21 protein-coding genes and 1 other RNA gene are annotated in these 26,460 nt (G+C 63.5%); 6 read left to right on the top strand and 16 right to left on the bottom strand.

Annotated features, from left to right (window positions below; all coding sequences use genetic code 11):
• Genes ftsW through mraZ form a run of 9 tightly spaced genes read right to left on the bottom strand, consistent with a single transcriptional unit; the run spans window position 1 to window position 10,223 of the window.
• Complete coding sequence (ftsW, locus tag AC0L2D_RS02320) at window positions 1–1,152, bottom strand: putative lipid II flippase FtsW (protein ID WP_013530956.1); 1,152 nt, start codon at window positions 1,150–1,152, stop codon at window positions 1–3.
• Window positions 1,152–2,552, bottom strand: coding sequence for a UDP-N-acetylmuramoyl-L-alanine--D-glutamate ligase (murD, locus tag AC0L2D_RS02325; RefSeq protein ID WP_473540262.1), 1,401 nt, complete (start codon window positions 2,550–2,552; stop codon window positions 1,152–1,154). Before murD ends, ftsW begins: the two co-directional genes overlap by 1 nt.
• Before the next feature lie 8 nt (window positions 2,553–2,560).
• Entirely contained in the window at window positions 2,561–3,643 is a 1,083-nt protein-coding gene (gene mraY / locus AC0L2D_RS02330; RefSeq protein ID WP_013530954.1) for a phospho-N-acetylmuramoyl-pentapeptide-transferase, read from the bottom strand.
• 18 nt (window positions 3,644–3,661) lie between these two features.
• Complete coding sequence (locus AC0L2D_RS02335; protein ID WP_473540263.1) at window positions 3,662–5,119, bottom strand: UDP-N-acetylmuramoylalanyl-D-glutamyl-2,6-diaminopimelate--D-alanyl-D-alanine ligase; 1,458 nt, start codon at window positions 5,117–5,119, stop codon at window positions 3,662–3,664.
• Window positions 5,116–6,570: a UDP-N-acetylmuramoyl-L-alanyl-D-glutamate--2,6-diaminopimelate ligase gene (locus AC0L2D_RS02340; RefSeq protein WP_024501469.1), complete on the bottom strand. Its 1,455-nt coding sequence runs from the start codon at window positions 6,568–6,570 to the stop codon at window positions 5,116–5,118. The genes AC0L2D_RS02335 and AC0L2D_RS02340 overlap by 4 nt, the downstream gene beginning before the upstream one ends.
• Window positions 6,571–6,624: 54 nt before the next feature.
• A complete protein-coding gene (locus AC0L2D_RS02345) occupies window positions 6,625–8,334 on the bottom strand; it encodes a peptidoglycan D,D-transpeptidase FtsI family protein (RefSeq protein ID WP_013530951.1) in 1,710 nt (569 codons plus the stop codon).
• Window positions 8,331–8,729, bottom strand: a complete 399-nt coding sequence (ftsL, locus tag AC0L2D_RS02350; protein ID WP_013530950.1) for a cell division protein FtsL — start codon at window positions 8,727–8,729, stop codon at window positions 8,331–8,333. The genes AC0L2D_RS02345 and ftsL overlap by 4 nt, the downstream gene beginning before the upstream one ends.
• A 4-nt stretch (window positions 8,730–8,733) precedes the next feature.
• The gene (rsmH, locus tag AC0L2D_RS02355) at window positions 8,734–9,768 is read right to left on the bottom strand and encodes a 16S rRNA (cytosine(1402)-N(4))-methyltransferase RsmH (RefSeq protein WP_027160638.1); all 1,035 of its coding nucleotides are present in this window, start codon (window positions 9,766–9,768) and stop codon (window positions 8,734–8,736) included.
• Window positions 9,765–10,223: a division/cell wall cluster transcriptional repressor MraZ gene (gene mraZ / locus AC0L2D_RS02360; RefSeq protein WP_013530948.1), complete on the bottom strand. Its 459-nt coding sequence runs from the start codon at window positions 10,221–10,223 to the stop codon at window positions 9,765–9,767. Before mraZ ends, rsmH begins: the two co-directional genes overlap by 4 nt.
• A 411-nt stretch (window positions 10,224–10,634) precedes the next feature.
• On the opposite strand from mraZ, the gene AC0L2D_RS02365 reads away from it, so the two are divergent.
• Window positions 10,635–11,762 (top strand): cystathionine gamma-lyase, encoded by a 1,128-nt coding sequence (locus tag AC0L2D_RS02365; protein WP_473540264.1) that lies wholly within the window; start codon window positions 10,635–10,637, stop codon window positions 11,760–11,762.
• An 87-nt stretch (window positions 11,763–11,849) separates the two neighbouring features.
• Here the strand turns inward: AC0L2D_RS02365 and rnpB are convergent.
• From rnpB to AC0L2D_RS02390, 5 genes are all read right to left on the bottom strand, one after another.
• Window positions 11,850–12,259: RNase P RNA component class A (gene rnpB / locus AC0L2D_RS02370), an RNA gene on the bottom strand.
• Between the two features lie 50 nt (window positions 12,260–12,309).
• Window positions 12,310–13,041 (bottom strand): lytic transglycosylase domain-containing protein, encoded by a 732-nt coding sequence (locus AC0L2D_RS02375; protein WP_013530946.1) that lies wholly within the window; start codon window positions 13,039–13,041, stop codon window positions 12,310–12,312.
• A 209-nt stretch (window positions 13,042–13,250) separates the two neighbouring features.
• The gene (locus AC0L2D_RS02380) at window positions 13,251–14,006 is read right to left on the bottom strand and encodes an N-acetylmuramoyl-L-alanine amidase (protein WP_064993827.1); all 756 of its coding nucleotides are present in this window, start codon (window positions 14,004–14,006) and stop codon (window positions 13,251–13,253) included.
• Complete coding sequence (locus AC0L2D_RS02385) at window positions 14,003–14,722, bottom strand: J domain-containing protein (RefSeq protein ID WP_063172494.1); 720 nt, start codon at window positions 14,720–14,722, stop codon at window positions 14,003–14,005. The genes AC0L2D_RS02380 and AC0L2D_RS02385 overlap by 4 nt, the downstream gene beginning before the upstream one ends.
• 174 nt (window positions 14,723–14,896) lie before the next feature.
• Window positions 14,897–15,157, bottom strand: coding sequence for a hypothetical protein (locus tag AC0L2D_RS02390; protein ID WP_063173721.1), 261 nt, complete (start codon window positions 15,155–15,157; stop codon window positions 14,897–14,899).
• A gap of 194 nt (window positions 15,158–15,351) precedes the next feature.
• Here AC0L2D_RS02390 and AC0L2D_RS02395 point away from each other — a divergent pair, with 194 nt between their 5' ends.
• The 3 genes from AC0L2D_RS02395 to AC0L2D_RS02405 are packed head-to-tail and all read left to right on the top strand — an operon-like array spanning window position 15,352 to window position 21,011.
• Window positions 15,352–18,999, top strand: coding sequence for a hydantoinase B/oxoprolinase family protein (locus tag AC0L2D_RS02395; RefSeq protein WP_063172495.1), 3,648 nt, complete (start codon window positions 15,352–15,354; stop codon window positions 18,997–18,999).
• 33 nt (window positions 19,000–19,032) lie between these two features.
• Window positions 19,033–20,331, top strand: coding sequence for a BtaA family protein (locus tag AC0L2D_RS02400; protein ID WP_063172496.1), 1,299 nt, complete (start codon window positions 19,033–19,035; stop codon window positions 20,329–20,331).
• Window positions 20,328–21,011, top strand: coding sequence for a class I SAM-dependent methyltransferase (locus AC0L2D_RS02405; protein WP_063172497.1), 684 nt, complete (start codon window positions 20,328–20,330; stop codon window positions 21,009–21,011). Before AC0L2D_RS02400 ends, AC0L2D_RS02405 begins: the two co-directional genes overlap by 4 nt.
• A 52-nt stretch (window positions 21,012–21,063) precedes the next feature.
• Here the strand turns inward: AC0L2D_RS02405 and AC0L2D_RS02410 are convergent, their stop codons facing one another.
• Complete coding sequence (locus tag AC0L2D_RS02410; RefSeq protein ID WP_473540265.1) at window positions 21,064–22,443, bottom strand: serine hydrolase domain-containing protein; 1,380 nt, start codon at window positions 22,441–22,443, stop codon at window positions 21,064–21,066.
• A 230-nt stretch (window positions 22,444–22,673) separates the two neighbouring features.
• On the opposite strand from AC0L2D_RS02410, the gene AC0L2D_RS02415 reads away from it, so the two are divergent.
• Window positions 22,674–23,474: a glycoside hydrolase family 25 protein gene (locus AC0L2D_RS02415; protein WP_013530938.1), complete on the top strand. Its 801-nt coding sequence runs from the start codon at window positions 22,674–22,676 to the stop codon at window positions 23,472–23,474.
• 315 nt (window positions 23,475–23,789) lie between these two features.
• Window positions 23,790–24,971, top strand: coding sequence for a lytic murein transglycosylase (locus AC0L2D_RS02420; RefSeq protein ID WP_063172498.1), 1,182 nt, complete (start codon window positions 23,790–23,792; stop codon window positions 24,969–24,971).
• 92 nt (window positions 24,972–25,063) lie between these two features.
• Here the strand turns inward: AC0L2D_RS02420 and AC0L2D_RS02425 are convergent, their stop codons facing one another.
• Entirely contained in the window at window positions 25,064–26,284 is a 1,221-nt protein-coding gene (locus tag AC0L2D_RS02425) for an alanine racemase (protein ID WP_013530936.1), read from the bottom strand.
• Window positions 26,285–26,460: the final 176 nt, after the last annotated feature.

The following is a 26,460-nucleotide window of genomic DNA, read 5'->3' on the forward strand; positions in this document are numbered from 1 at the left end:
TCACTCCGCCGGCACGGCGCGTTGCGACAGGCCAAAGCCCATCTGCTTGCGCTTTTCCGGCCGCTTGCGTGTCAGCGCCAGCACCATCCCCATCGAGATGGCGATGGCGATCTGCGAAGAGCCGCCATAGGAGATGAACGGCAGCGTCATGCCCTTGGCCGGCACAAGCTGGAGGTTGACGCACATGTTGATGACCGCCTGCAGGCCGAAGACGGTGACGAGGCCGCCGACCGCATAGCGGGTGAAATCGTCATGCTCCTTCAGCGCCGTGTTGAGGCCGCGCAGCACGATGAAGGCGAATATCGACATGATGAAGAAGCACATGATCAGTCCGAACTCTTCGCCTGCGACCGAGAAGACGAAGTCGGCATGGCTGTCGGGAATAACGCGCTTGACTGTGCCCTCACCTGGTCCGACGCCAAACCAGCCGCCATTGATCAGCGCGTCGCGTCCCATATCGACCTGGAATGTGTCGCCTTCGCCGGTAAGAAACTTGTCGATGCGCAAGGCAACGTGCGGGAACACCGTATAGGCGGCGAAAACGCCGCCGACGCCGGCGGCACCCAGCGCAACGATCCACAGCCAGGGCAGCCCGGCCATGAAAAACATGATGCCCCAGGTGCCGGTCGTCAGCATGGTCTGGCCGAGATCCGGTTGCGCCACCAGCAGCGACACGACCAGTACCAGCAGCAACATGGCGAACAGATTGCCGGGAATGTCGGGCTGGCGCTTGTGCTCAGCGAAAAGCCAGGCGCACATGATGACGAAGGCTGGTTTCAAAAATTCCGACGGCTGGATCGACAGGCCGGCAAGCGACACCCAGCGGCGTGCGCCCTTCACCTCGACGCCGATGTAGAGCACCGCCACCATCAGCACCAGCATCAGGCACAGCATGATCAGCGCCATCCGCCGGATCTGCCTGGAATCGAGGAACGATACAGCCAGCATCACGCCGAGCGCCGGTACGGTGAAGATGATCTGCCTGGTGGCGAAGTGGAAACTGTCGAGGCCGATGCGTTCGGCGACCGCCGGGCTCGCCGCGAAGGACAGCACGATACCGAGGCCCATCAGCGACAGGAACGCCGCCAGGAACCAGCGATCGATCGTCCACCACCAGGTCGCAACCGGACTTTTGTCGAGACGGCTCTGCATTATCGTGCCCCTCCGATGGGTTTCACACCCTCGATAGCATTCGCAGCTTGCCTGAAGGCTTCGCCGCGAACTTCGAAATTCTTGAACTGGTCGAAGCTGGCGCAGGCCGGCGACAGCAGCACCACCGCCTCGCCGCTGTCGTCCTTAGCCGCATCATGCGCGGCGTGCTCGACCGCCGCGGCCAGCGTGCCTGAAATCTCGTAGGGCACGGCCTCGCCCAGCGTCGCCGAAAACGCCGGCGCCGCCTCGCCGATCAGATAGGCCTTGGCGATGCGCGGGAAGAAACCGCGCAAGGGTTCGATGCCGCCTTCCTTGGGCAGGCCGCCGGCGATCCAGTAGATGCGTGGAAAGCTCGACAGCGCCGGCGCCGCAGCATCGGCATTGGTCGCCTTGGAATCGTTGATGAACAGCACATGGTCCTTGCGGCCGACCTGCTCCATGCGGTGCGCGAGGCCGGGAAAGCTTTCCAGTCCCGACTGGATCTCGCCAAGCTCCAGCCCGATCTTGAGACAAGCGGCGACCGCAGCCAGAGCGTTCTGGGCATTGTGCTGGCCACGCAAGGAGCCGATGCCTTCGAGGAAGGCGACACGGCTGTAACGGCCGTGCACAGCTTCCATCAAATTGCTGCCATCGGCGAAATAGCCGTCGGTCAGCGGCAGGCGCTTGGAAATGCGGATGACATGCCGCCCCGCCCGCTCCAGCCGCTCGGCAATCTGCGCGCACCAGGAATCGTCGATGCCGACGATCGCCGTCTCGCTGCCGGCCACCAGCCGCTCCTTGATCGCGGCGTAGTGCTGCATGGTGCCGTGGCGGTCGAGATGATCGGGCGTCAGATTGAGCAGGATGCCGGCCGTCGGGTTTATCGAGGGCGCGAGATCGATCTGGTAGGACGAGCATTCGACCACATAATGCCGATCGGGCTCGGGCGGATCGAGCGTCATCACCGCGCGGCCGATATTGCCGCCCATCTGGGCATCGCGTCCCGCGGCTTTCAGGATGTGCGCGGTCAGCGCGGTCGTCGTCGACTTGCCGTTGGTGCCGGTGATGGCGATGAAAGGCGAATTTGGCGCGCTCAGCATTCGCTCGCGGCAGAAAAGCTCGATGTCGCCGATGATCTCGACGCCTGAGCCGCGCGCCAGTTCCACCGTCCAATGCGGCTTGGGATGCGTCAGCGGCACACCAGGCGACAGCACGAAGGCCGAGAATTTCGCCCAGTCGGCGCCGCGCAAATCAGCGGTCGCGATACCGGCAATGGCGGCCTTGGCCACACTGTCGGGATTGTCGTCCCAGGCCAGCACGTCCGCGCCGCCCTCGATCAGCGCGCGCGCCGTCGCGATCCCCGAGCCACCGAGCCCGAAGAGCGAAACGCGCTTGCCTGAAAAGGATGCGGCGGGGATCAAAGGGCTTCCTATCTCAGCTTGAGGGTCGACAGGCCGACCAGCGCCAGGATGACGGCGATGATCCAGAAGCGGATCACCACCTGGCTTTCGGTCCAGCCGAGCTTTTCGAAATGATGGTGGATCGGCGCCATCAGGAACACCCGCTTGCCGGTCATCTTGAAATAGCCGACCTGAATGATGACCGACAGGATTTCGACGACGAACAATCCGCCCACGATGACCAGCACGATCTCGTGCTTGGTGGCGACCGCGACCGTGCCGATCAGGCCGCCCATGGCCAGCGAGCCGGTGTCGCCCATGAAGATAGCCGCCGGCGGCGCGTTGAACCAGAGGAAGCCGAGGCCAGCGCCGATGACCGCGCCGAGCACGACCGCGAGTTCACCGGTGCCGGGCACGAAATGGATCTGCAGATATTCGGCGAACACGGCGTTGCCGGAGAGATAGGCGATGACGCCGAAGGAGGCAGCCGCGATCATGATCGGCACGATCGCCAGGCCGTCAAGGCCGTCGGTCAGGTTCACCGCATTGCCGGCGCCGACGATGACGAAGCAGGAGAACGGAATGAAAAACCAGCCGAGATTGACGATGAATTCCTTGGCGAAGGGAAAAGTCAGCGACGACGAGAACGGCGCCTGGCCATTGTGCATGATCACCCAAGCGGCGATGCCGGCGATGACGAATTCCAGCGCCAGCCGTGCCTTGCCGGAAAAGCCGAGATGCGACTGCTTGGTGACCTTCAGATAGTCGTCGTAAAAGCCGATCGAGCCGAAGCCCAGCGTCACCAGCAGCACCACCCAGACATAGATGCTGGACAGGTTCGCCCACAAAAGCGACGAGCCGATGATGCCCGACAGGATCATCAGCCCGCCCATGGTCGGCGTGCCGGCCTTCTTGAAATGTGTCTGCGGCCCGTCGGCGCGGATCGGCTGGCCCTTGCCTTGCCGCAGCCGCAGCGAATTGATGATGGTCGGTCCAAAGATGAAGACGATCAGCGCCGACGTGATCAGCGCGCCACCGGTGCGGAAGGTGATGTAGCGGAAGACATTGAAGACCGAGACCTTGTCCGCAAAATCGACGAGCAGTGTGAACATGCGCTTTCGTCCCCCGACCTAGGTCTGTTTTCTGGTTGTCGATTCAGCCGGGAATTTGCCCAGCAGCGCATCGACCAGTTTTGCAAAACCGATGCCCTTCGACGATTTGATCATCACCACGTCACCCGGCTTGAGCGCGGCAAGCAGCACCGGCTTCAGCTCCTCGACACCGGCGCGGTATTCCGTCTTGATCTCAGCCGGCAGCGCTTCGGCCAGCGCCCGCATTTCCGGACCGCCGAGGAAGACGGTCTGCGTGCCCGTGCCGACGATGAGATCGGCAAGGGCCGCATGCAGCTTGGTCGAATGGTCGCCGAGTTCGAGCATGTCGCCGAGCACGGCGATGCGGCGGCCCTCGCCCGTCACCGGCGTCGCGTTGAGCAATGCCATGGCTGCAGCCATCGATGCCGGATTGGCGTTGTAGCTCTCGTCGATCAGCGTGATCGACCCGCCGGGGTGGCTCGAAGTCGAGCCACCGGGATGGCGCAGCACATGGCGCTTGCCGCGCCCGCGCTCCGCGGAGAGATCGGCCAGTGCTGAAGCAACCTTGTCGAGATCGGCGCCGACCAGATGCGCCGCACCCAGCACCGCCAGCACGTTCTGCACCATATGGCGGCCGGGCGCGCCGATCCGCGCCGTCACTTCGTGGCCGCCGATCCTGGCGGTGATGTCGGAATGATCGGCATGCAGTTCGCATTTGGTGAGCTTGAAGGTCGAGCGCGCATTCACGCCGAAGCCGTAGACGTGCTCGACACCGGCGGCATGGGCCATCTTGTCGAGCAGCTTGAAGCGGGCATCGTCGCGGTTGAGGACGGCGGCCCCCTCGGGCTCCAGCCCCTCGAAAATCTCGGCCTTGGCCTTGGCGATCTCGTCCAGATTGCGGAAAAAGCCGAGATGCGCCGCCGCGATCATGGTGACGATGGCGACATGCGGCCTCACCATCTTGACCAGCGGACGGATCTCGTCGGGATGGTTCATGCCGATCTCGAACACGGCATAGTCGCAATCATCAGGCATCCGCGCCAAGGTCAGCGGCACGCCCCAGTGATTGTTGAAGGACTGCGCCGAGGCATGCACCTTGCCTACGGCTTGCAGCACATGGCGCAGCGCTTCCTTGGTGGTGGTCTTGCCGGCCGAACCGGTCACAGCGATGATTTTCGCGCTCGAGCGGGCGCGCGATGCAACTCCAAGCTTTTCCAGCGCGACCAGCACGTCCTCGACGACGATGATCGGCGCTGTCAGCCGGCCGAGCGACGGCAGCTTGCCTTCGGCCACCACCAGCACGCCAGCGCCAGCCTTGATGGCGGCGGTTGCGAAGTCATGGCCGTCCATCGCCTCGCCCTTGATGGCGAAGAAGGCGTCGCCCGGCTGCAGGCTGCGGCTGTCGATCGAAATGCCTGAAATGCCATCCGGCATCGGCCCGAGCGGCCGCCCGTCCATGGCGGCAACCAGCGCTTCGGAGGTCCACAGCAAGCTCATGCTGCGCGCTCCGTGAGTGCCGCCCGGACTTCCTCATGATCGGAGAAATGCAAGGTCTCGGAGCCGATCGTCTGGCCTTCCTCGTGGCCCTTACCGGCCACGATCAGCGTGTCGCCGGCATGCAGCATGGCGACCGCTTCGTGGATCGCCTGGCGCCGGTCGCCGATCTCGATGGCACCTGGAGCAGCGGCCAAAATAGCGGCACGGATCGTTTCCGGCACTTCGGAGCGCGGATTGTCGTCGGTGACGATGACGACATCGGCAAGCCGCGTCGCGATTTCGCCCATGATCGGCCTTTTTCCCCGGTCGCGGTCGCCGCCGCAGCCGAACACGACGATGACGCGGCCGGTGGTGAACGGCCGCACCGAAGCCAGCACGTTTTCCAGCGCGTCCGGCTTGTGGGCATAGTCGACATAGACCGGCGCGCCATTGCCGGTGGTGCCGACGAGGTCGAGCCGGCCCGGCGCGCCCTTCAGTTTCTCCAACGCCATTAAGGCCTTGGCGACAGGTGTTCCCGTGGAAATGGCAAGACCCGCCGAAACCAGCGCGTTCGAAATCTGGAAATCACCGGCCAGCGGCAGGTCGATCTCGTAGAGCACGCCGTCGGCCTCGACTTCGGCCCGCTGGCGGTGGCGTTCGTGCTCGACCCGTTTCAGCCTGAGGAAGTCGCCATGGCGGCCGACCGTCAGCACATTGAGCCCGGCAGCCTTTGCGGCCACGGTCGTCGGCGCCGACCATGGATCGTCGGCGAAGATCACGGCCGGCGCGCCCTTCGGCAGCAACGTGTCGAACAGGCGCAATTTGGCGCGGTGATAATCTTCGATGGTCGGATGATAATCCATATGGTCGCGGCCGAGATTGGTGAAGCCGCCGGCGGCCAGCTTCACGCCGTCGAGGCGGCGCTGGTCGAGCCCATGGCTGGAGGCTTCCATCGAGGCGTGGGTGACGCCGGCATCGGCCAATTCCCGCAGCAATTGATGCAGGGCGACCGGATCGGGTGTCGTCAGCGAACCATAGTCGTTGCGCCCAGGCGCCACCACGCCGGTGGTGCCGATCGAAGCGGCGGCATAACCGGCTTGCTCCCAGATCTGCCTGGTGAAGGCTGCGACCGAGGTCTTGCCGCTGGTGCCGGTCACCGCGACCATGATCTCAGGCTGCTTGCCGAAATAGCGTGCCGCACTCTGCGCCAGCGCCAGGCGCGGATCGTCGACCGCCAGCACCGGAACCGGGAGCCCGGCAATGGTGCTGCCCTTGCCCGCCACGATCGCGGCCGCACCGCGCGCGGCGGCATCTGCGGCATAAACGGCACCGTCGGCCTTGGTTCCGGCGAGCGCAAAAAAGACAACGCCCGCTTTTACCTGGCGGGAATCCGAAGAAATCCCTGTAACCTCCAGATCGACGGAAGCTATTCCCTCGACGGGCAGGATACCGGCTAGATCTCTGAGCTTCATCGAGTCCCGTTCACCGCAACAAAATAGCGCGCTGTTGCCGGCGCGCCCTAAGAATCACTGATAGGAAACCAGCGTTGCACCATTTTCATGGCTGAAATCTGGCTTCACGCCAAGCATGGCAGCTGAACGCCTGATGATATTGCCGGCCATAACCCCAGCATTCGCGGCCGCGACATCCGTCATGCCGGGCTTTTCCGGGTGCGGGGCATCGGCAATGGTAAACACCAGATACTGCGGATCGTCCATCGGGAAGGCGGCGACGAAGGTGTTGAAATTCAAGTCCTTCGAGTAGCGGCCATTGATGACCTTCTCGGCGGTTCCGGTCTTGCCGCCAACGCGGTAGCCGGGGACTCTGGCGTTTCTGGCAGAGCCCTTTTCGGCATTGAGCGAATAGAGGTAGCGCATGCCTTCGACGGTCTTTTCGCTCACCACTCTCTTGGCGGTGGCCATCGCTTCCGCCTGCGTCCGCACCAGAAAGGTGGGGTTCATCAGGAAGCCGCCATTCATCAACGCCGCGCAGCCCACAGCCGCTTGCAGCGGCGTCGTCGACACGCCATGGCCGAAGGCGATGGTGAATGAATTGACCTGTTTCCAGACCTTCGGTTCAGTCGGACGGGCAGTCTCCGGCAATTCGGTCTGCATCCTGTCCAGAATGCCAAGGCGATGCAGGAATTCGCGATGCCCCTCGATGCCGACCATCTCGGCTTCCCTGGCCGACCCGATGTTGGACGAGTAGAGGAACACCTCCGGCAACGACAGCACACGGTTCTTGCCGTGGAAATCGTGAATGGCCTGATGGCCGACCCGGATTGGATGCGAAGCATCGAAGCGGCTCGCCATCGTCGCTTTGCCGGAATCGAGCGCCATGGCTGAGGTGAAGCTCTTGAAGGTCGAACCCATCTCGTAGAGGCCCGCCGACATGCGATTCAGCCGGTCCTTGTCTTGTGCGTTGTAGGGATTGTTCGGATCAAAATCCGGCACCGAGGCCATGGCCACCACTTCGCCGGTCTTGACGTTGAGCACAACGGCGCCGGTGCCCATGGCACGATAGCGCTCCAGGCCGGCGGCGATCTCGTCGCGCACGACATGCTGCACGCGCAGATCGATCGAAAGCTTTACCGGCTTGAGATCCTTGGCAATGGCAAGGCCCGACGCCTGCAGGTCGCTCAGCCCCTGCTCGTCGACATATTTCTCCATGCCGGAGATGCCCTGGTTGTCGATGTTGGTGAGCCCGACAATGTAGGACGAGGTCTCGCCGCTCGGATAGAAGCGGCGCTTTTCGGTGCGGAAGCCGAAACCGGGAATGCCGAGCTGCATGATGTCGGACTGTTGCTTGGGCGTCAGCTGCCGCTGCAGCCAGACGAAACCGGCGCCGCTCTTCAGCTTATGGTAGGTCTGCTCATAGTCGATGTCGGGAAGCACCGTCGACAGCTTCTCGATCGCCTCGTCGGCGTCGACAATCCGGCGTGGTTCTGCAAACAGCGACGCCGTCTTGATGTCCGTGGCCAACACTTCGCCGTTGCGGTCGACGATGTCGGGCCGCGATGCCGTCACCCGGCTCTGCGGACCGCCCGACATATCGGGGGTCTGGAAGCCGAGATAGACCAGCCGCCCTGATATGGTCGAGAAGATGCCGAAGAACACCGCCATCGTCATGACGATGCGCGTCCTGCCCTTGCCGCCGGTCGCCTTGCGGGCGCCCTCGACCACGATCGATCCATCTTCACTCGTCCTGGCGCGACGTTTCAGCAGTTTACCGATCATTGGGCGATGCCTCCGGTCACCACGGGATCCCTGCCGTCCGACGGCGCCTTGCCGCCCGAACTATCAGCCATGCCGCCCTGGCGTCCCGACAAGATGTCCTGGATGTCAAGGGATTTGGCCGGCAGGTCGCCGACACCGCCGATCTGGCGGGCGCTGACCGGCTCGAGTTCGAGCTGCGACTTGTAGAGTTCGGCGAGCTTCTGCAGCCGCGACGGCTGGGTAAGCAGGCTCCAGTCGGCCTTGAGCAGGTCGATCGTGTCCTCCTCATAGCGTATCTGCGCATGGATCTTCTGCACGGCGGCCAATTGTTCCTCGGCCTCGCGCTTGGCCTTGTAGGTAAGGGCCGCGACCGCAACCATGACGGCGATCAGGACAATGTCGCTGGTACGAAACACTTAGCTACCTCTCCCCCGGCCGGTCGATACCGGGAAGCTTTGGAAGGCCGAAAATCGAAAAGTCGCTGCCGCGCGCCGGCGCCTGGGTGCGGACCGCCGCGCGCAGCCTGGCCGAACGGGCGCGCGGATTGGCCGCCACCTCGGCGTCGCCGGCCGTCACGCCGCCGCCCGCCTTGCGGAACGTCGCGGTGCGCGCATGCGCCTCGGGCAGGTGACGCGAGCCGGTCGCGACATCGGCCCGGTCGGCGATGAAACGCTTGACGATGCGGTCTTCCAGAGAATGGAAGGTGACCACGGCGAGCCGTCCGCCCGGCTTCAGAGCGCGTTCGGCCGCAAACAGGGCCTTGGCCAGTTCGCCAAGCTCGTCATTGACAAAAATGCGCAGCGCCTGGAAGACGCGCGTCGCCGGATGGATCTTGTCCTTCGGCGCCCGGCCGATATGCGTCTCGATGGCGTCGGCGAGTTCCAACGTGCGCTCGAACGGGCGCTTTTCGCGGCGCGCCTCGATCATGCGGGCAATGCGTCCGGCATGGCGCTCCTCGCCGAGGAAGCCGAAGATGCGGGCAAGATCGCCCGGCTTGAAGGAATTGACGACGTCGGCGGCGCTGAGGCCCGATTGCGCCATGCGCATGTCGAGCGGCCCGTCGGCGCGGAACGAAAACCCGCGCTCCGCCTGGTCGAGCTGCATCGAGGACACGCCGATGTCGAGCACGATCCCGTCGGCGCTCTCGACATGTTCGTCCAGCGTCGAGAACGGCGCCTGCACCAGCCGCAGCCGACCACCCGACTGCACTTCAAGATCGCGCCCGGCCGCAATGGCATCCGGATCGCGGTCGATCGCCACCACGGAGGCGCCTGTCGCCAGAATGGCCCTGGTGTAGCCGCCGGCGCCGAACGTGCCATCGATGATGAGGTCGCCCTGCGCCGGCGCCAGTGCTTCGAGCACTTCGGCAAGGAGGACCGGAATGTGGCGGGCCGATCCGCCAACGGCGTGCCCATCTACGGCGCGAGGAAGGTCATCGCCGTGGCCTGCCGTCATTCCGGTCGCTCCCCAGGCTTCGTCCCCTGCCGAAGCTGCAAAAGCCGTGCCCGTGCCTGCGCCCCGTAGGCGGCAAGCCGTCCCGGCTCCCAGATCTGAAAGAAATTGCCGCGCCCGACAAAGGCCACTTCCGCCGAAATGCCGGTGTGTTCGCGAAGGAAATCGCTCATCGTGATGCGGCCGTCCTGGTCGAGTTTCAAGAAGGTTCCGTCGCCATGGCAGAAGAACGACATATCGTCCGCCGTCTGCAGGAAGGGATCCTCGAGCGCTATGCGCTGCTCGTAGCGGTCGAGCAGGTCGAGCCCGCCGACATCCATCGCCGGCAGGTCCAGGCAGCGCAGCGCATAGAGTTCCGAATAGCCGCGCTTCTGCACGACGGCACGGAAATGCGCGGGAACGGACACCCGCCCCTTCGCATCGATCCTGCTCACCGTGTTTGACAGAAACCGGTCCATTAAACGCTACAGCCGCTTGCGCCGCCGCACCCCTCTGCATCTTGTCGCACGCGCCGCCGCAGCGCGTTCCCTGCCCCGTATCAACCTCGTCCGCACAGCCAAAAACCAGCAAACGCGCAGCCGCCGCGGCTGCCCGATTGGCGTACGCTTTACCCTGACACGGAACGAAGGCTTTGATGTCTGGATGGGATATCATGGGGCACTATGGGCGTCAACGGGAATAGGCTTCACAAACACGCGCGCCGCGACCAATGAGAGCAGCCGTGACGACACGTCTCGTCTTTATGGTCTATTAAGCCTAACGAAGCGTTTAGAGCCGCCTGGCCCAACCCGGACGCGCCTTGCCGCGAGCCGCTGCCGGGCATAGCGTCTCGCCACATCCAGCCGGTCACCAACAGGGTCTGAAATTCGATGTCTGAAACAGCAAAGTCACGCGCTGCAGCGCTTCCTCACCTGCGTCGCAGCGGGCTTGCCATGGGCGATTCCATTCCCCTGCCGCTGACCATGGCCGCCATCTTTCATGCGCCCGGCGATGCCACCGGCTTCAACCAGTACGGGCGATTCAGCAACCCGACCTGGGACGCGGTCGAGCATATGCTGGCCCATCTGGAGGACGCGCCCTGCGTCGCGTTCCCTTCCGGAATGGCGGCAATCTCGGCGGCGTTTTTTGCCGTGCTCAAGGCCGGCGACCGTATCCTGCTGCCATCGGACGGCTATCACACGACACGAGCGCTGGCCGAGCGCTTCCTCAAGCCGCTCGGCATCACCTATGATGTCAGGCCGACTTCGACCTTCCTCGATGGCGGCTTCGATGGCTATCGGCTGGCATTTGTCGAAACCCCTGCCAATCCGGGGCTGGATATCTGCGATATCGCCGCCGTTGCCGATGCTGTCCACAAAGCCGGCGCGATCCTTGTGGTCGACAACACGACCATGACCCCTTTCGGCCAACGACCGCTCGACCACGGCGCCGACATCGTCGTTGCCGCCGACACCAAGGCACCCAATGGCCATTCCGACGTGCTGTTCGGCCATGTCGCCAGTCGCAATGCCGATATCATCGCCGCCGTGACCGGCTGGCGCGAAGTTTCCGGCAGCATTCCCGGTCCGTTCGAAGCCTGGCTGGTGCACCGCGGCCTGGAGACACTGGATGTGCGCTTCGATCGCATGTGTTCCTCGGCGGAAGTCATCGCGCGGCGGCTGCAGGGCCACAAGGCAATCAGCGGCCTGCGTTATCCCGGGCTGGAAGGCGACCCGTCGCACAACCTAGCCCGCGCCCAGATGGAGCGCTTCGGCTTTCTCATCTCTTTCGAACTCGCCTCGGAAGACAAAGCCGAGGACTTCATCAACAATTGTGCCCTGATGCAGGCCGCGACATCCTTCGGCGGCGTCCACACCTCCGCCGAGCGGCGCCTGAAGCGAGGCGATGCGGTCTCCGCCGGTTTCGTCCGCCTCTCGGTCGGCTGCGAGCCGGTGGAAGAGCTCTGGAAAGCGATCGAGACGTCGCTGGACGGGATCAGCGGCTCCCGGCTCGGATGAACGGCCGGACAGGCTTGAATCAACAGGCGCGCCCGAGGGCGCAACCTGCTGATTTCAAGAGATTTCTCTTGATATCGGGGGAGAGAAATTGCCAGCTGGCCTGTAAGCCGGGTTCTGTATGGCCCTCGTCCCTTGCGAGGCGAGAACGTGGCGGCCATTCATCTTGGGCGCATGTTGCCATGCGCCTCACGCAACCTACCCGGACGGTGAGCCGGAAACAGCCCTCGAGGGTTTCCCCTCGCACCGTCCCTATTCGGTCTTGCTCCCGGTGGGGTTTACCGTGCCGCTCCTGTTGCCAGTCGCGCGGTGGGCTCTTACCCCACCCTTTCACCCTTGCCCCGAATCCGGCAAGCCGGATCGTGGCGGTTTGCTTTCTGTGGCACTTTCCCTGGGGTCGCCCCCGCCGGCCATTAACCGGCACCGTGTTTCCATGGAGCCCGGACTTTCCTCACCCACGACCTTTCGGCGTTTGCGGGTGCGGCCGCCCAGCCAGCTGGCAGAGCGTATAAAGGGGTTCACGCCCGAAAACGCAAACGAAAAAGCTGACTTATGCGGGCGATCCAAGCGCAGCCATCTGCACCTTGACCTTGCCGCAATAGGCTGCCGACACGGGGTTCATCCGCGTTGCGGCGTGCCCGGCATTGTATTTCAGAATGGTGCCGCAGGTCGTGCCGCCACCGAGGCTCCGTGCCATGGCAAGGTATTTCATGCCGTATTTGATGTTGGTGTCGGGATCGAACAGGCCCTTGGCGGAGCCGCTATAGCCCATCATCCGAGCCGTGGCCGGCTTGATCTGCATCAGGCCGATCTCGCCGGCGCTGCCGACGATGTTGGGCCGGTAGTTGCTCTCGATCTTGATGACCGCCGAGGCGAGCGACACGGGCACGCCTTCGATCGCCGCATAGCGGGCAACGATTGCGGAATACTGGCCGCTGCTCGCCACCGCGGCCGTCGACTCCGCCGCGTTCCTGAGGCCGATCGATGCCGTTCTCGTCATGTCGACGGTCTTGCGGCCGCGCTTCGTCTGCCTTTTGGCAATGGACTTCTTCGGTTTGGACCAGCTTGCCTTTTCCGCTTTGGCGGAAGCCCGCTTCGTCTCCGCTTTGGCGGATGCCTGCTTTGTTGCCTTGGCGTCGTGGCCTGCCTTGCCGCTTTTTGCGGATACCACGGGAAACCCTTGATCGGCCCGCGGGCTGAATGACGCTGCATGCGCCGCACTGAAGGCAAAAGTCATTACGCCGGCAGCAAGAGCTGCCGTTAAAACGGTAAATTTCTGCATGTGATCCTGTTCTGTCTGAACCGCGCGAAGATGTTCACGCAGCAACGCCTAACCAACGTCGGAACAACCCGGGGGGCTTGGGGTCCGACATCTACACGTCAGCCGTTTGACGCCCGAATTGGTGTCAAACAAGGCCAGGCAAGTCACTTTGAGTGACAGCCTGTAACTTAAGGATTGGAAAGAATTGCTTGGGAGAGGTCTCCCGGGGATTAGCGCTTCACGGAAGCAAGCAGCCTTTGCAGCGTCCGCAGCGTCGAGCCGTCGGCAACGCCGTCCACCTTGCGCGGCCGGAAATGCCGTTGGAATGCTTCGACCACCGCCTCCGTCTGCCGGTCGAAAACGCCGGATATTTCAACGCCATAGCCGTAGAGCGCCAGCATCGACTGCAACGCTTCGATATCGCCGCCGGTGTCGCCGGTTGTCAGAGTAGCGCCTCGCCTGACGGGGGCGGCCGTAACGAGATGGCCGACACCGGCCTCGAATAGCGTCCGCCACGGAAACTTCTCGCCGGGATCGATTTTGCGCCCCGGCGCAACATCGGAATGCGCGAGTACCCGCTCGGCGGCGATCGAATGCCGACCGGCGATCCCCCGGCACAGCCCGATCACGGCATCGATCTGCCGCCGGGGAAAACCGGGATAGCCCAGCGAATGCCCGGGATTGACGATCTCGATGCCGACGGAACAGGAATTGATGTCGGCGCGTCCGAACCACGAACTCTTGCCGGCATGCCAGGCGCGGTCGCTTTCCCTGACCATCTGCACGATATGGCCATTCTCGTGGACCAGATAATGCGACGAGACCTCGCTGGCCGGATCGCAAAGCCAGGCCTCGGCCCCGGCGCCGGTCGCCATGCCGGTGTAGTGCAGCACGATCATGTCAGGCCTGGGTGTCTCGCGCCGCGGGCCGAAATTCGGCGATACCCTGACTTCGGCACGTGGCTCGTCGGGCAGAAAGCCGCTCATGCGTGGCGCAGGCCCCGCTCGATCATCTCGTAGGCGGCGTTGATCGCCGCCACCCTGGTGGTCGCGATCTTGATGAATTCCTGAGGCAGGCCGCGCGCGATCAGCCGATCCGGATGATTGTCGGAAACCAGCTTGCGATAGCGTTTCCTGACCTCTTCGAATGGCTTGCCGCGCTCGATGCCCAGCACGACATAGGGATCCCCGGCGCCGAGATTGACGTGCCGGGCCATGATGGCTTCGTAATGCGCTTCGTCGATGCGGAAAATCTCGGCGATGCGGTGCAGGAAATGGCCTTCGCGCTCGTGCACCAGCCCGTCGGCCTTGGCGATATGGAACAGACCGTCGAGTATGTCTTCAAGCATCACGCAGTTGGAATGGCCCGAACCGCACATCTGGGCCATCCGCTCGGCATAGGTTTCGAAACCGGCCACGTCGCGCTGGGCGAGATCGAACAGCCGCGCCACGTTGCGCGTCTCCTTCGGCGGCACTTCGAATATCTCCTGGAAGGCGCGCACCTCGTCCTGGGTGACGATGCCATCGGCTTTGGCCATCTTGGCCGACAGCGCGATCATCGCCACCGAAAAGGCGACACGCCGGCGCAAATCCGCATCGCCGGAGAAAACCGTACGCACAGCCTCGACAACGTCGGCGACACCCGACGAGGTTGAGGATGAAACGCGGGTGATGAACTCGCCGAGGCGATCCCAAATCGACATGGCCTGCTTCTTAGAGCCACCGCTCCCTCCTATCAAGCCGGGACAGTGCCGCAGGCTTTGCGCGACAAATCGATCCGGCGCGCGAGAGGGATTGGCCCACGGCGCTCGGACGACATGAGAAAGGCCGGCGCGAGCCGGCCTTCCTCATTCATCACAAGAAGTACTGCTTGCTCACTACTGCGCGGGCGCAGGAGCTGGTGTTGCCGGAGCCGGCTCGGCGGGCTTCTCGGGTGTGATGCTCTTCGTGGTCGAATTATCCGTTGCCGGAGGCGTCGCGGCCGGCGGCGTGGCTTCCGGGGTGGCCGGCTTCATCGGTTCCTCCGTGGCCGGCGGGTTGGTGCTCTGGGTGGTGGTGTTGTCCGTACCGCTGTCACTGCAGGCGGCGACGCCAAGCAAGGCCAAACCGGAAACGGACGCGAGAATGAGCTTTTTCATTTGTCTCTCCTTCAACACACGCTCACGTTGCCGTGAGCGGTCGAAGGACAAATGCGTCAGCCGGCCATGAGTTTCGTAACGTTGCGTTTCCGCATGTAACATCGTCTGGTTCATTTGCGATTGCCGCTCAGGCCGTAGCGAACTAACAGCATGTGCCGAAACACCGATCGAACAGAAGAGCGCCAGGGGCTGTCATGACCGAAAAATGGGATTTCTGGATCGACCGCGGCGGCACATTCACCGATATCATCGGCCGAGATCCGGAAGGCGGGCTGCACCCGCGCAAGCTTCTCTCCGAAAATCCCGAAGCCTATAACGATGCCGCCATCCAGGGCATTCGCGACCTTCTTGGCTTGTCGGCCGGCGACACGATCCCGAGCGGCCTGATCGGCGACATCAAGATGGGCACCACGGTCGCCACAAATGCGCTGCTGGAGCGCAAGGGCGACCGCGTGCTTTTGCTCATCACCAAGGGCTTCCGCGATGCGCTGAAGATCGCCTACCAGGCGCGCCCGGACATCTTCGCCAAGGAGATCATCCTTCCCGAACAGCTCTACGAGCGCGTCATCGAAATCAACGAGCGTGTGTGCGCCGATGGCTGCGTCGAACAATTGCTCGATATCGCCGCCTGCCGGCCGGCGATCGAACAGGCCAGGGCCGATGGCATCGATGCGGTCGCCATCGTCTTCATGCACGCCTGGAAATACCCCGACCACGAGAAGGCGGTGGCGAAAGTCTGCCGCAAACTCGGTTTCAGCCAGGTCTCGGTCAGCCATGAGGTCTCGCCGCTGATCAAGCTGGTCGGCCGCGGCGACACCGCGGTGGTCGACGCCTATTTGTCGCCGATCCTGTCGCGCTATGTGCAAAGGGTGGCGGGAGAGTTGGGTGCGGCGCCAAGCTCCCCCCTTGTGGGGGAGAGCGATCAATTTCCCCGCCTGATGTTCATGATGTCGTCGGGCGGTCTCACCGCCGCCGACATGTTCCAGGGCAAGGACGCACTGCTGTCAGGACCAGCCGGCGGCGTCGTCGGCATGGTCGAGACGGCCAGGCTCGCCGGCTTCGACAAGGTCATCGGTTTCGACATGGGCGGCACCTCGACCGACGTCGCTCACTATGACGGCGAATATGAGCGCGCCTTCGACACCGAGGTCGCCGGCGTGCGCATCCGCGCGCCGATGATGCGCATCCATACCGTCGCCGCCGGCGGCGGCTCGATCCTGCACTACGAGGCCAGCCGCTTCCGGGCCGGGCCGGATTCGGCTGGCGCCAATCCCGGCCCGGCAGCCTACCGGCGCGGCGGCCCGCTCGCCGTCACCGACGCCAATGTGATGCTGGGCAAGCTGCAGCCCGATTTCTTCCCGGCCATTTTCGGACCCGGCCAGGACCAGACGCTCGACGTCGAGACGGTACGGGCAAAATTCGCCGCACTCGCCGCCGAAATCGGCGACGGCCGGTCGCCCGAGACTGTCGCCGAGGGCTTCGTCACCATCGCCGTCGAAAACATGGCCAATGCTATCAAGAAGATCTCCGTGCAGCGCGGCTACGACGTCACCGAATATCTTTTGAACTGTTTTGGCGGCGCCGGCGGCCAGCACGCTTGCCTGGTCGCCGATGCGCTCGGCATGGAAGCGGTGCTGATCCATCCCTTCTCAGGTCTTCTGTCGGCTTATGGCATCGGCCTGTCCTCGGTCTTTGCCTCGCGCCAGCAGGCGCTGCTGAAACCGCTTGCCGAAGAGTCCAGAACGGAGATCGGCAACCTCATTGCCATCTTGAGAAAAGCCGTTGTCGCCGAACTCGCGGCGCAAGGCATCGGCGAGGATACGGTCGCCACGAAGTCGGTGCTGCACATTCGCTACGACGGCACCGACACGACACTGCCGGTGAATTTCGAGGCGGATTCGATTTTCCAGGCCAGGCGCGATTTTGAAATCGCCCACAAGGCGCAGTTCGGTTTCGTCTATGACGACAAGCCGATGATCGTCGAGACCGTCGGCGTCGAAGGCACCGACACCGGCGGTACTGGGCGCGACGAAACTGAATCGCGAACCGAAGACCTTGCCGTAAGCCCTTCACAGACCCGCGAAATCTTCACCGAGGGAGAGTGGCGCACTTCACCCATCTTCCGCCGCGAGGCGCTGAAGCCGGGAAACCGGGTTGCGGGACCTGCCTTGATTATCGAGCCGAACCAGACAATCGTCATCGAGCCGGGCTGGCTGGCCGAAATCACCGCCAGGAACCATGTGCTCCTGCGCCGCGTCGAGAAAAAGCGCCGGCAGGCAGCGCTCGGCACCGAGGCCGATCCGGTCATGCTGGAGGTCTTCAACAACCTCTTCATGTCGATCGCCGAGCAGATGGGCGTCACGCTGCAGAACACCGCCTATTCCGTCAACATCAAGGAACGGCTGGATTTTTCCTGCGCCGTCTTCGACCGTACCGGCGCGCTGGTCGCCAATGCGCCGCACATGCCGGTGCATCTCGGCTCGATGGACCGCTCGGTCGAAACCATCATCCGGCTGAATTCCGGCGACATCCACCCCGGCGACGTCTTTGCCCTCAACGCACCCTACAATGGCGGCACGCATCTGCCGGACATCACTGTCGTGACGCCGGTCTTCGATGATGCCAAGGAAAGAATCCTGTTCTGGGCCGCCTCGCGCGGCCATCATGCCGATATCGGTGGCACGGCACCCGGCTCGATGACGCCGCTCGCCACCACGGTCGACGAGGAAGGCGTGCTGTTCGACAATTTCCGCATCGTCGACCGTGGCCGCTTCCGCGAGAAGGAGCTGGAAACGCTGCTCACCGATCACCGCTACCCGGCCCGCAATCCGCACCAGAACATCGCCGACCTCAAGGCGCAGATCGCCGCCAACGAGAAGGGCGTAGCCGAACTGCGCAAGATGGTTACGCATTTCGGCCTCGATGTCGTCGAGGCCTATATGGGCCATGTCCAGGACAATGCCGCCGAAAGCGTGCGCCGCGTGCTGGAGCGGCTGCCGGATAGTTCTGAGTACGAATACCCGACCGACACCGGCCAGATCATCAAGGTGAAGATCACGGTCGACCGGCAAAAGCGCGAGGCGACGGTAGACTTCACCGGCACCTCGCCGGTGATGAAGAACAATTTCAACGCGCCCGAGCCGGTGGCCCGCGCCGCCGTGCTCTACGCCTTCCGCGTCATGGTCGAGGATATGATCCCGATGAATGCCGGGTGCCTGCGGCCCATCAAGATCATCATTCCCGATGGCTGCATGCTGAAACCCGCCTACCCCGCCGCCGTCGTCGCCGGCAATGTCGAGACCTCGCAGCATGTCACCAACGCGCTGTTCGGCGCCATGGGCGCCATGGCCAACGCCCAAGGCACGATGAACAACCTGACCTTCGGCAACAAGACGTATCAATATTACGAGACGATCTGCTCCGGCTCGCCGGCCGGCCAGATGAACTCGGGCCGCGGCTTTGCCGGCACCTCCGGCGTCCACACCCACATGACCAATTCGCGCCTCACCGATCCCGAAGTGCTGGAGCTGCGCTTTCCCGTTCTGCTGGAGGATTTCCACATTCGGGAAGATTCCGGCGGCAAGGGCAGATGGAGCGCCGGCGACGGCACCAAACGCACCATCCGCTTCCTCGAAAAGATGGAATGCGCGATCCTGTCCTCGCACCGCAACCGGCCGCCGCAAGGGCTGGACGGAGGCGGTGATGGCGAGGTCGGCTCGACCAAGATCCGCCGCAAGGACGGCACGATCGACCTGCTGAAAGCCTGCGACCAGACCGTGCTGCAGGCAGGAGACGCCGTCATCCTGACGACGCCGACGCCGGGGGGATTTGGTAAACCGTAAGAAGAGGCGTCAACAGGCTGTCACCGGCCTGTCATGGCCCTGCGCTACCCGCTTGCGGCAAAGCAAATGGGGAATCATCTTGCCATGACGGACGTTTCCGCAGATCTGGTTTTTCGCCGCGGCAAGGAAGTTGGAAAGGCCGTCTACCAGAACCGCCCGCTGTCGAAGGCCGGCATTTCGGAGCGGCTGTTCGCCTTCCTGTTCTCCGGCCTCGTCTATCCGCAGATCTGGGAAGACCCCGATGTCGACATGGAGGCGATGCAGCTTGGCCAGGGCCACCGCGTCGTCACTATCGCCTCCGGCGGCTGCAACATCCTGGCCTACCTCACGCGCTCGCCGGCCCGGGTCGACGCCGTCGACCTCAACACCGCGCACATCGCGCTGAACCGCATGAAGCTGGAGGCGGTGCGCCATTTGCCATCGCAGGGCGACCTGTTCCGCTTCTTCGGCGCCGCCGACACCAGCCACAATTCGAGAGCGTATGACCGTTTCATCGCGCCGCATCTCGATCCTGTCAGCCGTCACTACTGGGAGCGCCGCAACTGGCGCGGCCGCCGTAGGATCACTGTGTTCGACCGCAATTTCTACCAGACCGGCCTGCTCGGCCTGTTCATCGCCATGGGCCATCGCACGGGAAAATTCTTCGGCGTCGACCCAGCCGGCATCATGCAGGCCAGGAACATCGGCGAGCAGCGCCGCTTCTTCAACGAGGAGTTGGCGCCGGTCTTCGACAACAAGCTTTTGAGATGGGCGACGTCGCGCAAGGCTTCACTGTTCGGCCTCGGCATTCCACCGGCGCAGTACGATTCGCTGATCACTTCTGGCGACGGCACCATGGCCAGCGTGCTGAAAGCCCGGCTGGAAAAACTCGCTTGCGATTTTCCGCTGGAGAATAACTACTTCGCCTGGCAGGCCTTTGCCCGCCGCTATCCGAACCCCGGCGAGGCCGCCCTGCCCGCCTATCTCGAAAAGCAGAATTACGAGACCATCCGCGGCAATGTCGGCCGCGTCGCCATCCACCATGCCAATCTGATCGAGTTTCTCGCCGGCAAGGATGCAGGCACGGTCGACCGCTTCGTCCTGCTCGACGCACAGGACTGGATGACCGACGATCAGCTCAACGCGCTGTGGGCGGAAATCACCCGCACGGCTTCGACCGGCGCCCGCGTCATCTTCCGCACCGCCGCCGAGCCCAGCCTGCTGCCGGGTCGCGTCTCCAGCTCGCTGCTCGACCAATGGGACTATCAGGACCAGGCTTCGCGCGAATTTTCGGCCCGCGACCGCTCGGCCATCTATGGCGGCTTCCACCTCTACGTGAAGCGCGCGGCATGAGCACCAGCGAGTTGCCGGCCAGCCCCGAATTCAAGGCCAGCCATGCCGAACTGATGGACGGCGTCTACCGCTGGCAGCGCCACATCTACGACCTGACCCGCAAATACTACCTGCTCGGCCGCGACCCAATGATCTCGGGGCTCGACGTGCCTGTCGGTGGCACCGTGCTGGAACTCGGCTGCGGCACCGGCCGCAACGTCATCCTCGCCGCCCGCCGCTATCCCGACGCGCGCTTTTTCGGCCTCGATATTTCGGCCGAAATGCTGGAGACGGCCGGAAAGGCGATCGACCGCGAGGGCCTGTCCGGTCGCGTCATATTGGCTAGGGGCGATGCCACCGATTTCGATGCCCGTGCACTCTTCCATGTCGAACGCTTCGACCGTGTCTTCGTGTCCTATTCGCTGTCGATGATCCCCGGCTGGGAAAAAACAGTATCGGCGGCACTTGCCGCCCTGTCGCCGAACGGTTCGCTGCACATCGTCGATTTCGGCCAGCAAGAAGGGCTGCCCGGCTGGTTCCGTGCGCTGCTGCGCGGCTGGCTGAAAAAATTCCACGTCGCGCCGCGTGAATCGTTGCGCGAAGTGCTGGAATCGGAATCTCGGCGAACCGGCGCAAGCTTCCGTTTCCGCACGCTTTATCGCGGCTATGCCTGGCTGGCGGTTATCGGGCGGCGCGGCTAGCCAAGGTGAAACCGCCATTTGCAGGCCGACCTCACCTGAATGTCAATGCACCTTAATGCAGCGCCTTCATCAGCGCCCCCACCATCGTCTGCGGCCGATGGCCAAGCTTGGCAGGCGTCAGCCCCAGCCGCACCACCACCAACTGCTCCGAGGGAATGATGGCAACCGTCTGCCCGTCATGGCCTTCCATCCAGTACGTGTCCTTGGGCAGGCCTGCCGCGACGCCGGCGCCGGGGTTTTCCTCATCGCCCGGGGCCTCGATCCACAATTGGCCCTTGCCGTAGACCTTCGAGGCGGATGCCGGCTCTCGCATCCAGTCGACGAAACCGGCCGGCAGGATCTGGTTGCCGTTCCACACCCCGCCTTGCAGCAGGAACTGGCCGAAGCGCGCCCAGTCATGCGCGGTTGCGTAGAGATAGGACGAGCCGACGAAGGTGCCCTGCTCGTCCGTTTCAAGCACCGCGCTGTGCATGCCGAGCGGCTCGAATAGCGCCGTGCGCGGCCACGTCAGCGCCCTGGCCTTGTCGCCGACCGCGTCCTGCCAGAGGCGCGACAGCATCACCGCCGTGCCGCTCGAATAGGAAAACTGTTTGCCGACCTCTGCAGCCAGCGGCTTGGATTCGGCAAAGCCCGCCATGTCAGGTTCGAGATAGAGCATGCGCGTGACGTCGGCGACGTCGCCATAATCCTCGTTGAACTCCAGCCCGCTCGACATCGCCATCATGTCGGCAAGGCTGATCGCGGCGCGGCCGTCCGCCTTCCACGGCGCGAACAGGTTTTTGTTGTCGAAAGCCATCTTGCCGTCCTTGACCAACGTACCGACGATGGCGGCATTCACCGTTTTGGTCATCGACCAGCCGAGCAGCGGCGTCCTGGCGGAAAAGCCATCGCCGTAGCGCTCGGCGACGACACGGCCATTCTTGACCACCACGACCGCGCGCATGCCGGTGCCGATCAGCGCCGCATCGTCCAGCAGCTTGGCAACAACCGGATCCTGTGATGCCTCGACCCGTTCGCCTTCCGGCCACAGGTCGCCCATGGTGACTGCGGACGGCTCCGCTTGGATCGCGGTCCGCCGCACCTTTCCTACGTCGCCGTCCGGAACCGAAGCGCAGCCAAGCCCGTCGCGGGCTACGGCGACGCTCTTGCCGAGGAAACCGAACAGGCCGGCAGACACCGTTCCCCTGTTCTTGTCCACCGAAACCCGCATTAACCGCAGCAGGGGATGCCCGGGTGCCTGCACGTCGACGGCCAGCACCTCATTGGGATCGCGGCCGGCGATAAAAACGTTCGAACAGACGATCTTGGCCGAGTAGCCCGAGCCGACCCTGATCAACTCCGGTGGCGCGATATAAAGCCAGGCAAAAAGTGCTGCGACCGCCAGGACGATCAGGCCAAGCAGCCATTTGACGATCTTGACCACGATCCGCATTTATTTCCTCCGGGCCCTGCCCGACCCTTATGTCATCGATTTGCCGCCATTGCTTCCGCAAAATCACAATGCTTGTCGAGCGTCATCAACGGATTATCAACCATGATCGGCGATCACAGGATATGCTGAGCGATGCTGTGGGGCGATCGTTCGGAGGGGGCCCGATCACAAAGCAGGCCAACAGTGTAGAGACCCATCAGCGACCGGCTGAATCCGGCTCGGGAATTGCGATGCGCCGTCTTGCGGGCCTGATCATGCTAGCGCTGCTTGGTGCTTGCTCGACCGTCGACGATCTCTCGCCGCTGTCGCCATCCGCTTCGAGCAGCCCGACGGTTGCCGTGCGCGCGCCGCGCTTTGCCGACTCCAAGCCGCATGAATGGGAGAGCGGCGCGCCGTGGAACTATGCCGTCCACGGCACCGATGTTTCCAAATACCAGACCTCGGTCGACTGGCCGGCTGCCAGGGCCAGCGGCATCTCCTTCGCCTTCATCAAGGCGACTGAGGGCGGCGACCGTTTCGACGAGTATTTCAGCGAGCATTGGGCGCGCACGAAGGCCAACGGGATTCCGCGAGCCGCCTATCATTTCTATTATTTCTGCACCCCGGCTGCCGTTCAGGCGCGCTGGTTCATCCGCAACGTCCCCGTCGATCGCTCGGCGATGCCGCCGGTCCTCGACATGGAATGGAACCCGCAATCGCCGACCTGCAGGCTGCGTCCCGACGCCGCCACGGTGCGCGCGGAGATGACCACCTTCCTCGAAATCGTCGAACGCCATTACGGCAAGAAGCCGATCATCTACACTTCCGTCGACTTCTTCGACGACAACGGGCTGTCGGGGTTCCGCGGCTATCCCTACTGGCTGCGTTCCGTCGCCGGCCATCCGCGTGAGAAATACGGCAGCCACCCCTTCACCTTCTGGCAGTACACCGGAACCGGCATCGTTCCCGGCATGACCGGCAAGTCCGACATCAACGTCTTCAACGGCAGCGAAGCCGCCTGGAACAAATGGCTGCGGCAGAACACCCGTTGACGTCAGGTTCAACGGCAGCACCGCCCTGGATCAAAAGCACTCCAGCAGAGCTTCCGTTGAACCGGTTTAACGGCAGCACCGCCCTGGATCAAATCACTCCAGCAGAGCTTCCGTTGAACCGGTGCAACGGCAGCACTGCCCTGCATCAAATCACTCCAGCAGAGAAGCTGCCGCAGAACACCGTTGACACCGGGCCTGCCGCCTGCTTTTCGACACAGCCAGCGGTAAAGAGTGCAACCGCCGGTAATTCAGGGCGTTGGGCTTCCCGGGGGGGAGCACAACAAATGACCCCCTGTTCGTTTCGAAAGGAAGCTGATGCGACTGCGTTCCAAAGTCCTCGCGGCTGCGCTGACCCTGTGCGCCACGGCCTTGCCGGCGATGGCGCAGGAATGCGGCGGCGACTTCGAATCCTGGAAGCAGGGCGTCGCCGCGGAAGCCAAGGCGGCCGGCGTAGGTACAGTGGGTCTCGACGCCCTTGAAGCGGCAACCTTAGATGACAAGGTGTTGGCGCGCGACCGCGCCCAGGGCGTCTTCACCCAAACCTTTGTCGAGTTTTCCAACCGGATGATCTCGGCCTATCGCCTGAAGCAAGGTGCGGCGAACATGAAGAAATACGCGGATGTCTTCGCCCGCGCCGACCAGCAGTTCGGCGTCCAGGCGCCGATCGTCGCCGCCTTCTGGGCGCTAGAGACCGATTTCGGCGCCGTGCAGGGCGACTTCCACACGCTGAGCGCCTTGGTGACGCTTTCCCATGATTGCCGCCGGCCGCAGCTCTTCCGGCAACAGCTGGTGCCGCTTCTGGAACTGATCGATCGCGGCGTGCTGCCGGCCGATGTCAGGGGCGCCTGGGCCGGCGAGATCGGCCAGACGCAGATCCTGCCCTCCGACTATCTGGCACGCGGCGTCGACGGCGACGGCGACGGCAAGATCGACCTGCGCGGCAGCGTGCCTGATGTGATCATGACCACTGCCAACAAGGTGCTGTCGCGCGGCTGGAAACGCGACCAGCCCTGGATCCAGGAAGTCCGCGTGCCCGAAGACATGCCGTGGGATCAGACCGGTCGCACCAACAAGCTGCCGCTGTCGCAGTGGGCGCAATGGGGCGTCACCTACCCCAGCGGCGCGCCGCTGGTCGATAACGGCCTGAAAGCAGGCCTCGCGCTGCCGATGGGCCGCAAGGGGCCAGCCTTCCTCGCCTACGACAATTTCGACGTTTATCTCGAATGGAATCAGTCCTTCACCTATGCGCTGACGGCAGCCAACCTTGCCGCACGGCTGGCAGGCGCGCCGCCGCTGGACCCGCGCAATCCCGAGACCGGTCTCAACAATGAGCAGATGAAGGCATTGCAGACCAAGCTGGAAGCCAAGGGCTACGATGTCGGCACCGTCGACGGCATTTTGGGTACCAACACCCGCGAGGCGATCCGCAAGGAGCAGACGCGGCTAGGTTTGCCGGTGGATGGCTGGCCGACGCCGGAGCTGTTGGGAAAATTATAGGGCAATAGGGCAAATTAGCCCGAAGCAGTGACTGCCGCCACCCCTATTCCCCTATTCCCCTATTCCCCTATTCCCCTACTGCCTTATTCCCCTCAATCCGCCATCGTCTCCAAACTGGCAAACCCCTGTGGCGCGTCGCCCTCGTCGAACGGCGTCGTCACCTCGACGAAGGTGTCGGGATAGAAGCCGTTGAAGCGGGTCCTCAGCGACAGCGAATAGGCGCCGATATGGCCGATCTCGATCCAGTCGCCGGTATCGACCGTTTCCGGCAGCCAGAACGGCCGCGACAGGATGTCGACGGAATCGCAGGTCGCGCCGCAGACCTTGAACGGCACGATGTTCTTCTCCTCGCCATTGCGCGAGCGGATCGCCGGGTCGGGAATGAAGCGCGCCGGCAGCGTGATCTTGCCGGTCCATGAATCCGACAGCGATGCCCAGATGCCGTCATTGATGTAGAGCCGCTTGCCCTTGCGCAGCAACACCCGCACGATCAGCGACAGGCAGCGCGCCACGATCACCCTGCCGGGCTCAGCCACCAGCGGCATCTGGTCGAACTGATACTCTTTCAGATCGCCCGACAGCCGCGACATGATCTGGCCAAGCGACGGCATCTCGATCTGCTTGCGATTGGGGTCGTGGCCGTATTCGGCGGGGAAACCGCCGCCGACATCGAGCCCGGCAATATCGAAGGTCAGCCGGTTGCGCACCCAGTCGGCGGAAGCCAGCGCCCGCTCATAGGTGTCGGGATCCTCGATCTGGCTGCCGACATGGAAGCACAGGCCGACCTTGTAGCCGGTACGGTTCAGCCGCTCCGCGAGCTCGACGGCATAGGCCGGCCCGGCGCCGAACTTCTTCGACAGTTCGTAGGCGGCATGCCCCTTGGTCTGCACCCGCACGAACACGCTGATCGAGCCCGGATCGATGTCGAGAGCCCGCACCACTCGCGTCAGCTTGGTGATCTCGTCCTCATGATCGAGCGAAATGACGCGGATGGCGTATTTCTCCAGCGCCAGCTTGATGTCCGACTGCGCCTTGACCGGGTGCATGTAGAGCATCTCGGCATCGGGGGAAACGGCACGCACGGCGGCGAACTCGCCCGGCGAAGCGACGTCGAAAGCCTTGACGCCGGCTTCGACCAGCGTCTTCAGCACGATCTGCTCGCCATTGGTCTTGACCGCATAGGCGGTCTTGCCGGGGAACATGCCCATGAACTGCCTGGCATCCGCCATCAGCACTTGCGGGCGGAAGCAATAGACCGGATCGTCCGGACGAAGCGCCAGTGCCGCCTCGCGGGCATTCTCGAATCGCTGCATGGACGAATCCTCACTTCGGCTGCGCACAATTAATCCAAGCTAGCGGCTAATGAAAACAATTCTGTGTCTCGTGCGGCTGACGCTGGGGCGCTAGGTCTTTGCCAGCAACGCTTGCCAGCGATCAGGTTTCGGGTGGCTCTTGTCACTGAGTCCGATATGGCTTCTGCCTGACTGAC

The organism is Mesorhizobium sp. WSM4833 (assembly GCF_055811095.1).

What these genes read in the sequence shown, in the direction of transcription:
- mraZ (WP_013530948.1), bottom strand. Translation starts at nt 10,223, where the DNA reads ATGGACCGGTTTCTGTCAAACACGGTGAGCAGGATCGATGCGAAGGGG.
- AC0L2D_RS02365 (WP_473540264.1), top strand. Translation starts at nt 10,635, where the DNA reads ATGTCTGAAACAGCAAAGTCACGCGCTGCAGCGCTTCCTCACCTGCGT.
- AC0L2D_RS02340 (WP_024501469.1), bottom strand. Translation starts at nt 6,570, where the DNA reads ATGAAGCTCAGAGATCTAGCCGGTATCCTGCCCGTCGAGGGAATAGCT.
- AC0L2D_RS02380 (WP_064993827.1), bottom strand. Translation starts at nt 14,006, where the DNA reads ATGAGCGGCTTTCTGCCCGACGAGCCACGTGCCGAAGTCAGGGTATCG.
- ftsW (WP_013530956.1), bottom strand. Translation starts at nt 1,152, where the DNA reads ATGCAGAGCCGTCTCGACAAAAGTCCGGTTGCGACCTGGTGGTGGACG.
- AC0L2D_RS02375 (WP_013530946.1), bottom strand. Translation starts at nt 13,041, where the DNA reads ATGCAGAAATTTACCGTTTTAACGGCAGCTCTTGCTGCCGGCGTAATG.
- AC0L2D_RS02400 (WP_063172496.1), top strand. Translation starts at nt 19,033, where the DNA reads ATGGCCCTGCGCTACCCGCTTGCGGCAAAGCAAATGGGGAATCATCTT.
- AC0L2D_RS02390 (WP_063173721.1), bottom strand. Translation starts at nt 15,157, where the DNA reads ATGAAAAAGCTCATTCTCGCGTCCGTTTCCGGTTTGGCCTTGCTTGGC.
- AC0L2D_RS02425 (WP_013530936.1), bottom strand. Translation starts at nt 26,284, where the DNA reads ATGCAGCGATTCGAGAATGCCCGCGAGGCGGCACTGGCGCTTCGTCCG.
- AC0L2D_RS02405 (WP_063172497.1), top strand. Translation starts at nt 20,328, where the DNA reads ATGAGCACCAGCGAGTTGCCGGCCAGCCCCGAATTCAAGGCCAGCCAT.
- rsmH (WP_027160638.1), bottom strand. Translation starts at nt 9,768, where the DNA reads ATGACGGCAGGCCACGGCGATGACCTTCCTCGCGCCGTAGATGGGCAC.
- AC0L2D_RS02410 (WP_473540265.1), bottom strand. Translation starts at nt 22,443, where the DNA reads ATGCGGATCGTGGTCAAGATCGTCAAATGGCTGCTTGGCCTGATCGTC.
- AC0L2D_RS02420 (WP_063172498.1), top strand. Translation starts at nt 23,790, where the DNA reads ATGCGACTGCGTTCCAAAGTCCTCGCGGCTGCGCTGACCCTGTGCGCC.
- AC0L2D_RS02345 (WP_013530951.1), bottom strand. Translation starts at nt 8,334, where the DNA reads ATGATCGGTAAACTGCTGAAACGTCGCGCCAGGACGAGTGAAGATGGA.
- AC0L2D_RS02335 (WP_473540263.1), bottom strand. Translation starts at nt 5,119, where the DNA reads ATGAGCTTGCTGTGGACCTCCGAAGCGCTGGTTGCCGCCATGGACGGG.
- AC0L2D_RS02415 (WP_013530938.1), top strand. Translation starts at nt 22,674, where the DNA reads ATGCGCCGTCTTGCGGGCCTGATCATGCTAGCGCTGCTTGGTGCTTGC.
- mraY (WP_013530954.1), bottom strand. Translation starts at nt 3,643, where the DNA reads ATGTTCACACTGCTCGTCGATTTTGCGGACAAGGTCTCGGTCTTCAAT.
- AC0L2D_RS02385 (WP_063172494.1), bottom strand. Translation starts at nt 14,722, where the DNA reads ATGTCGATTTGGGATCGCCTCGGCGAGTTCATCACCCGCGTTTCATCC.
- AC0L2D_RS02395 (WP_063172495.1), top strand. Translation starts at nt 15,352, where the DNA reads ATGACCGAAAAATGGGATTTCTGGATCGACCGCGGCGGCACATTCACC.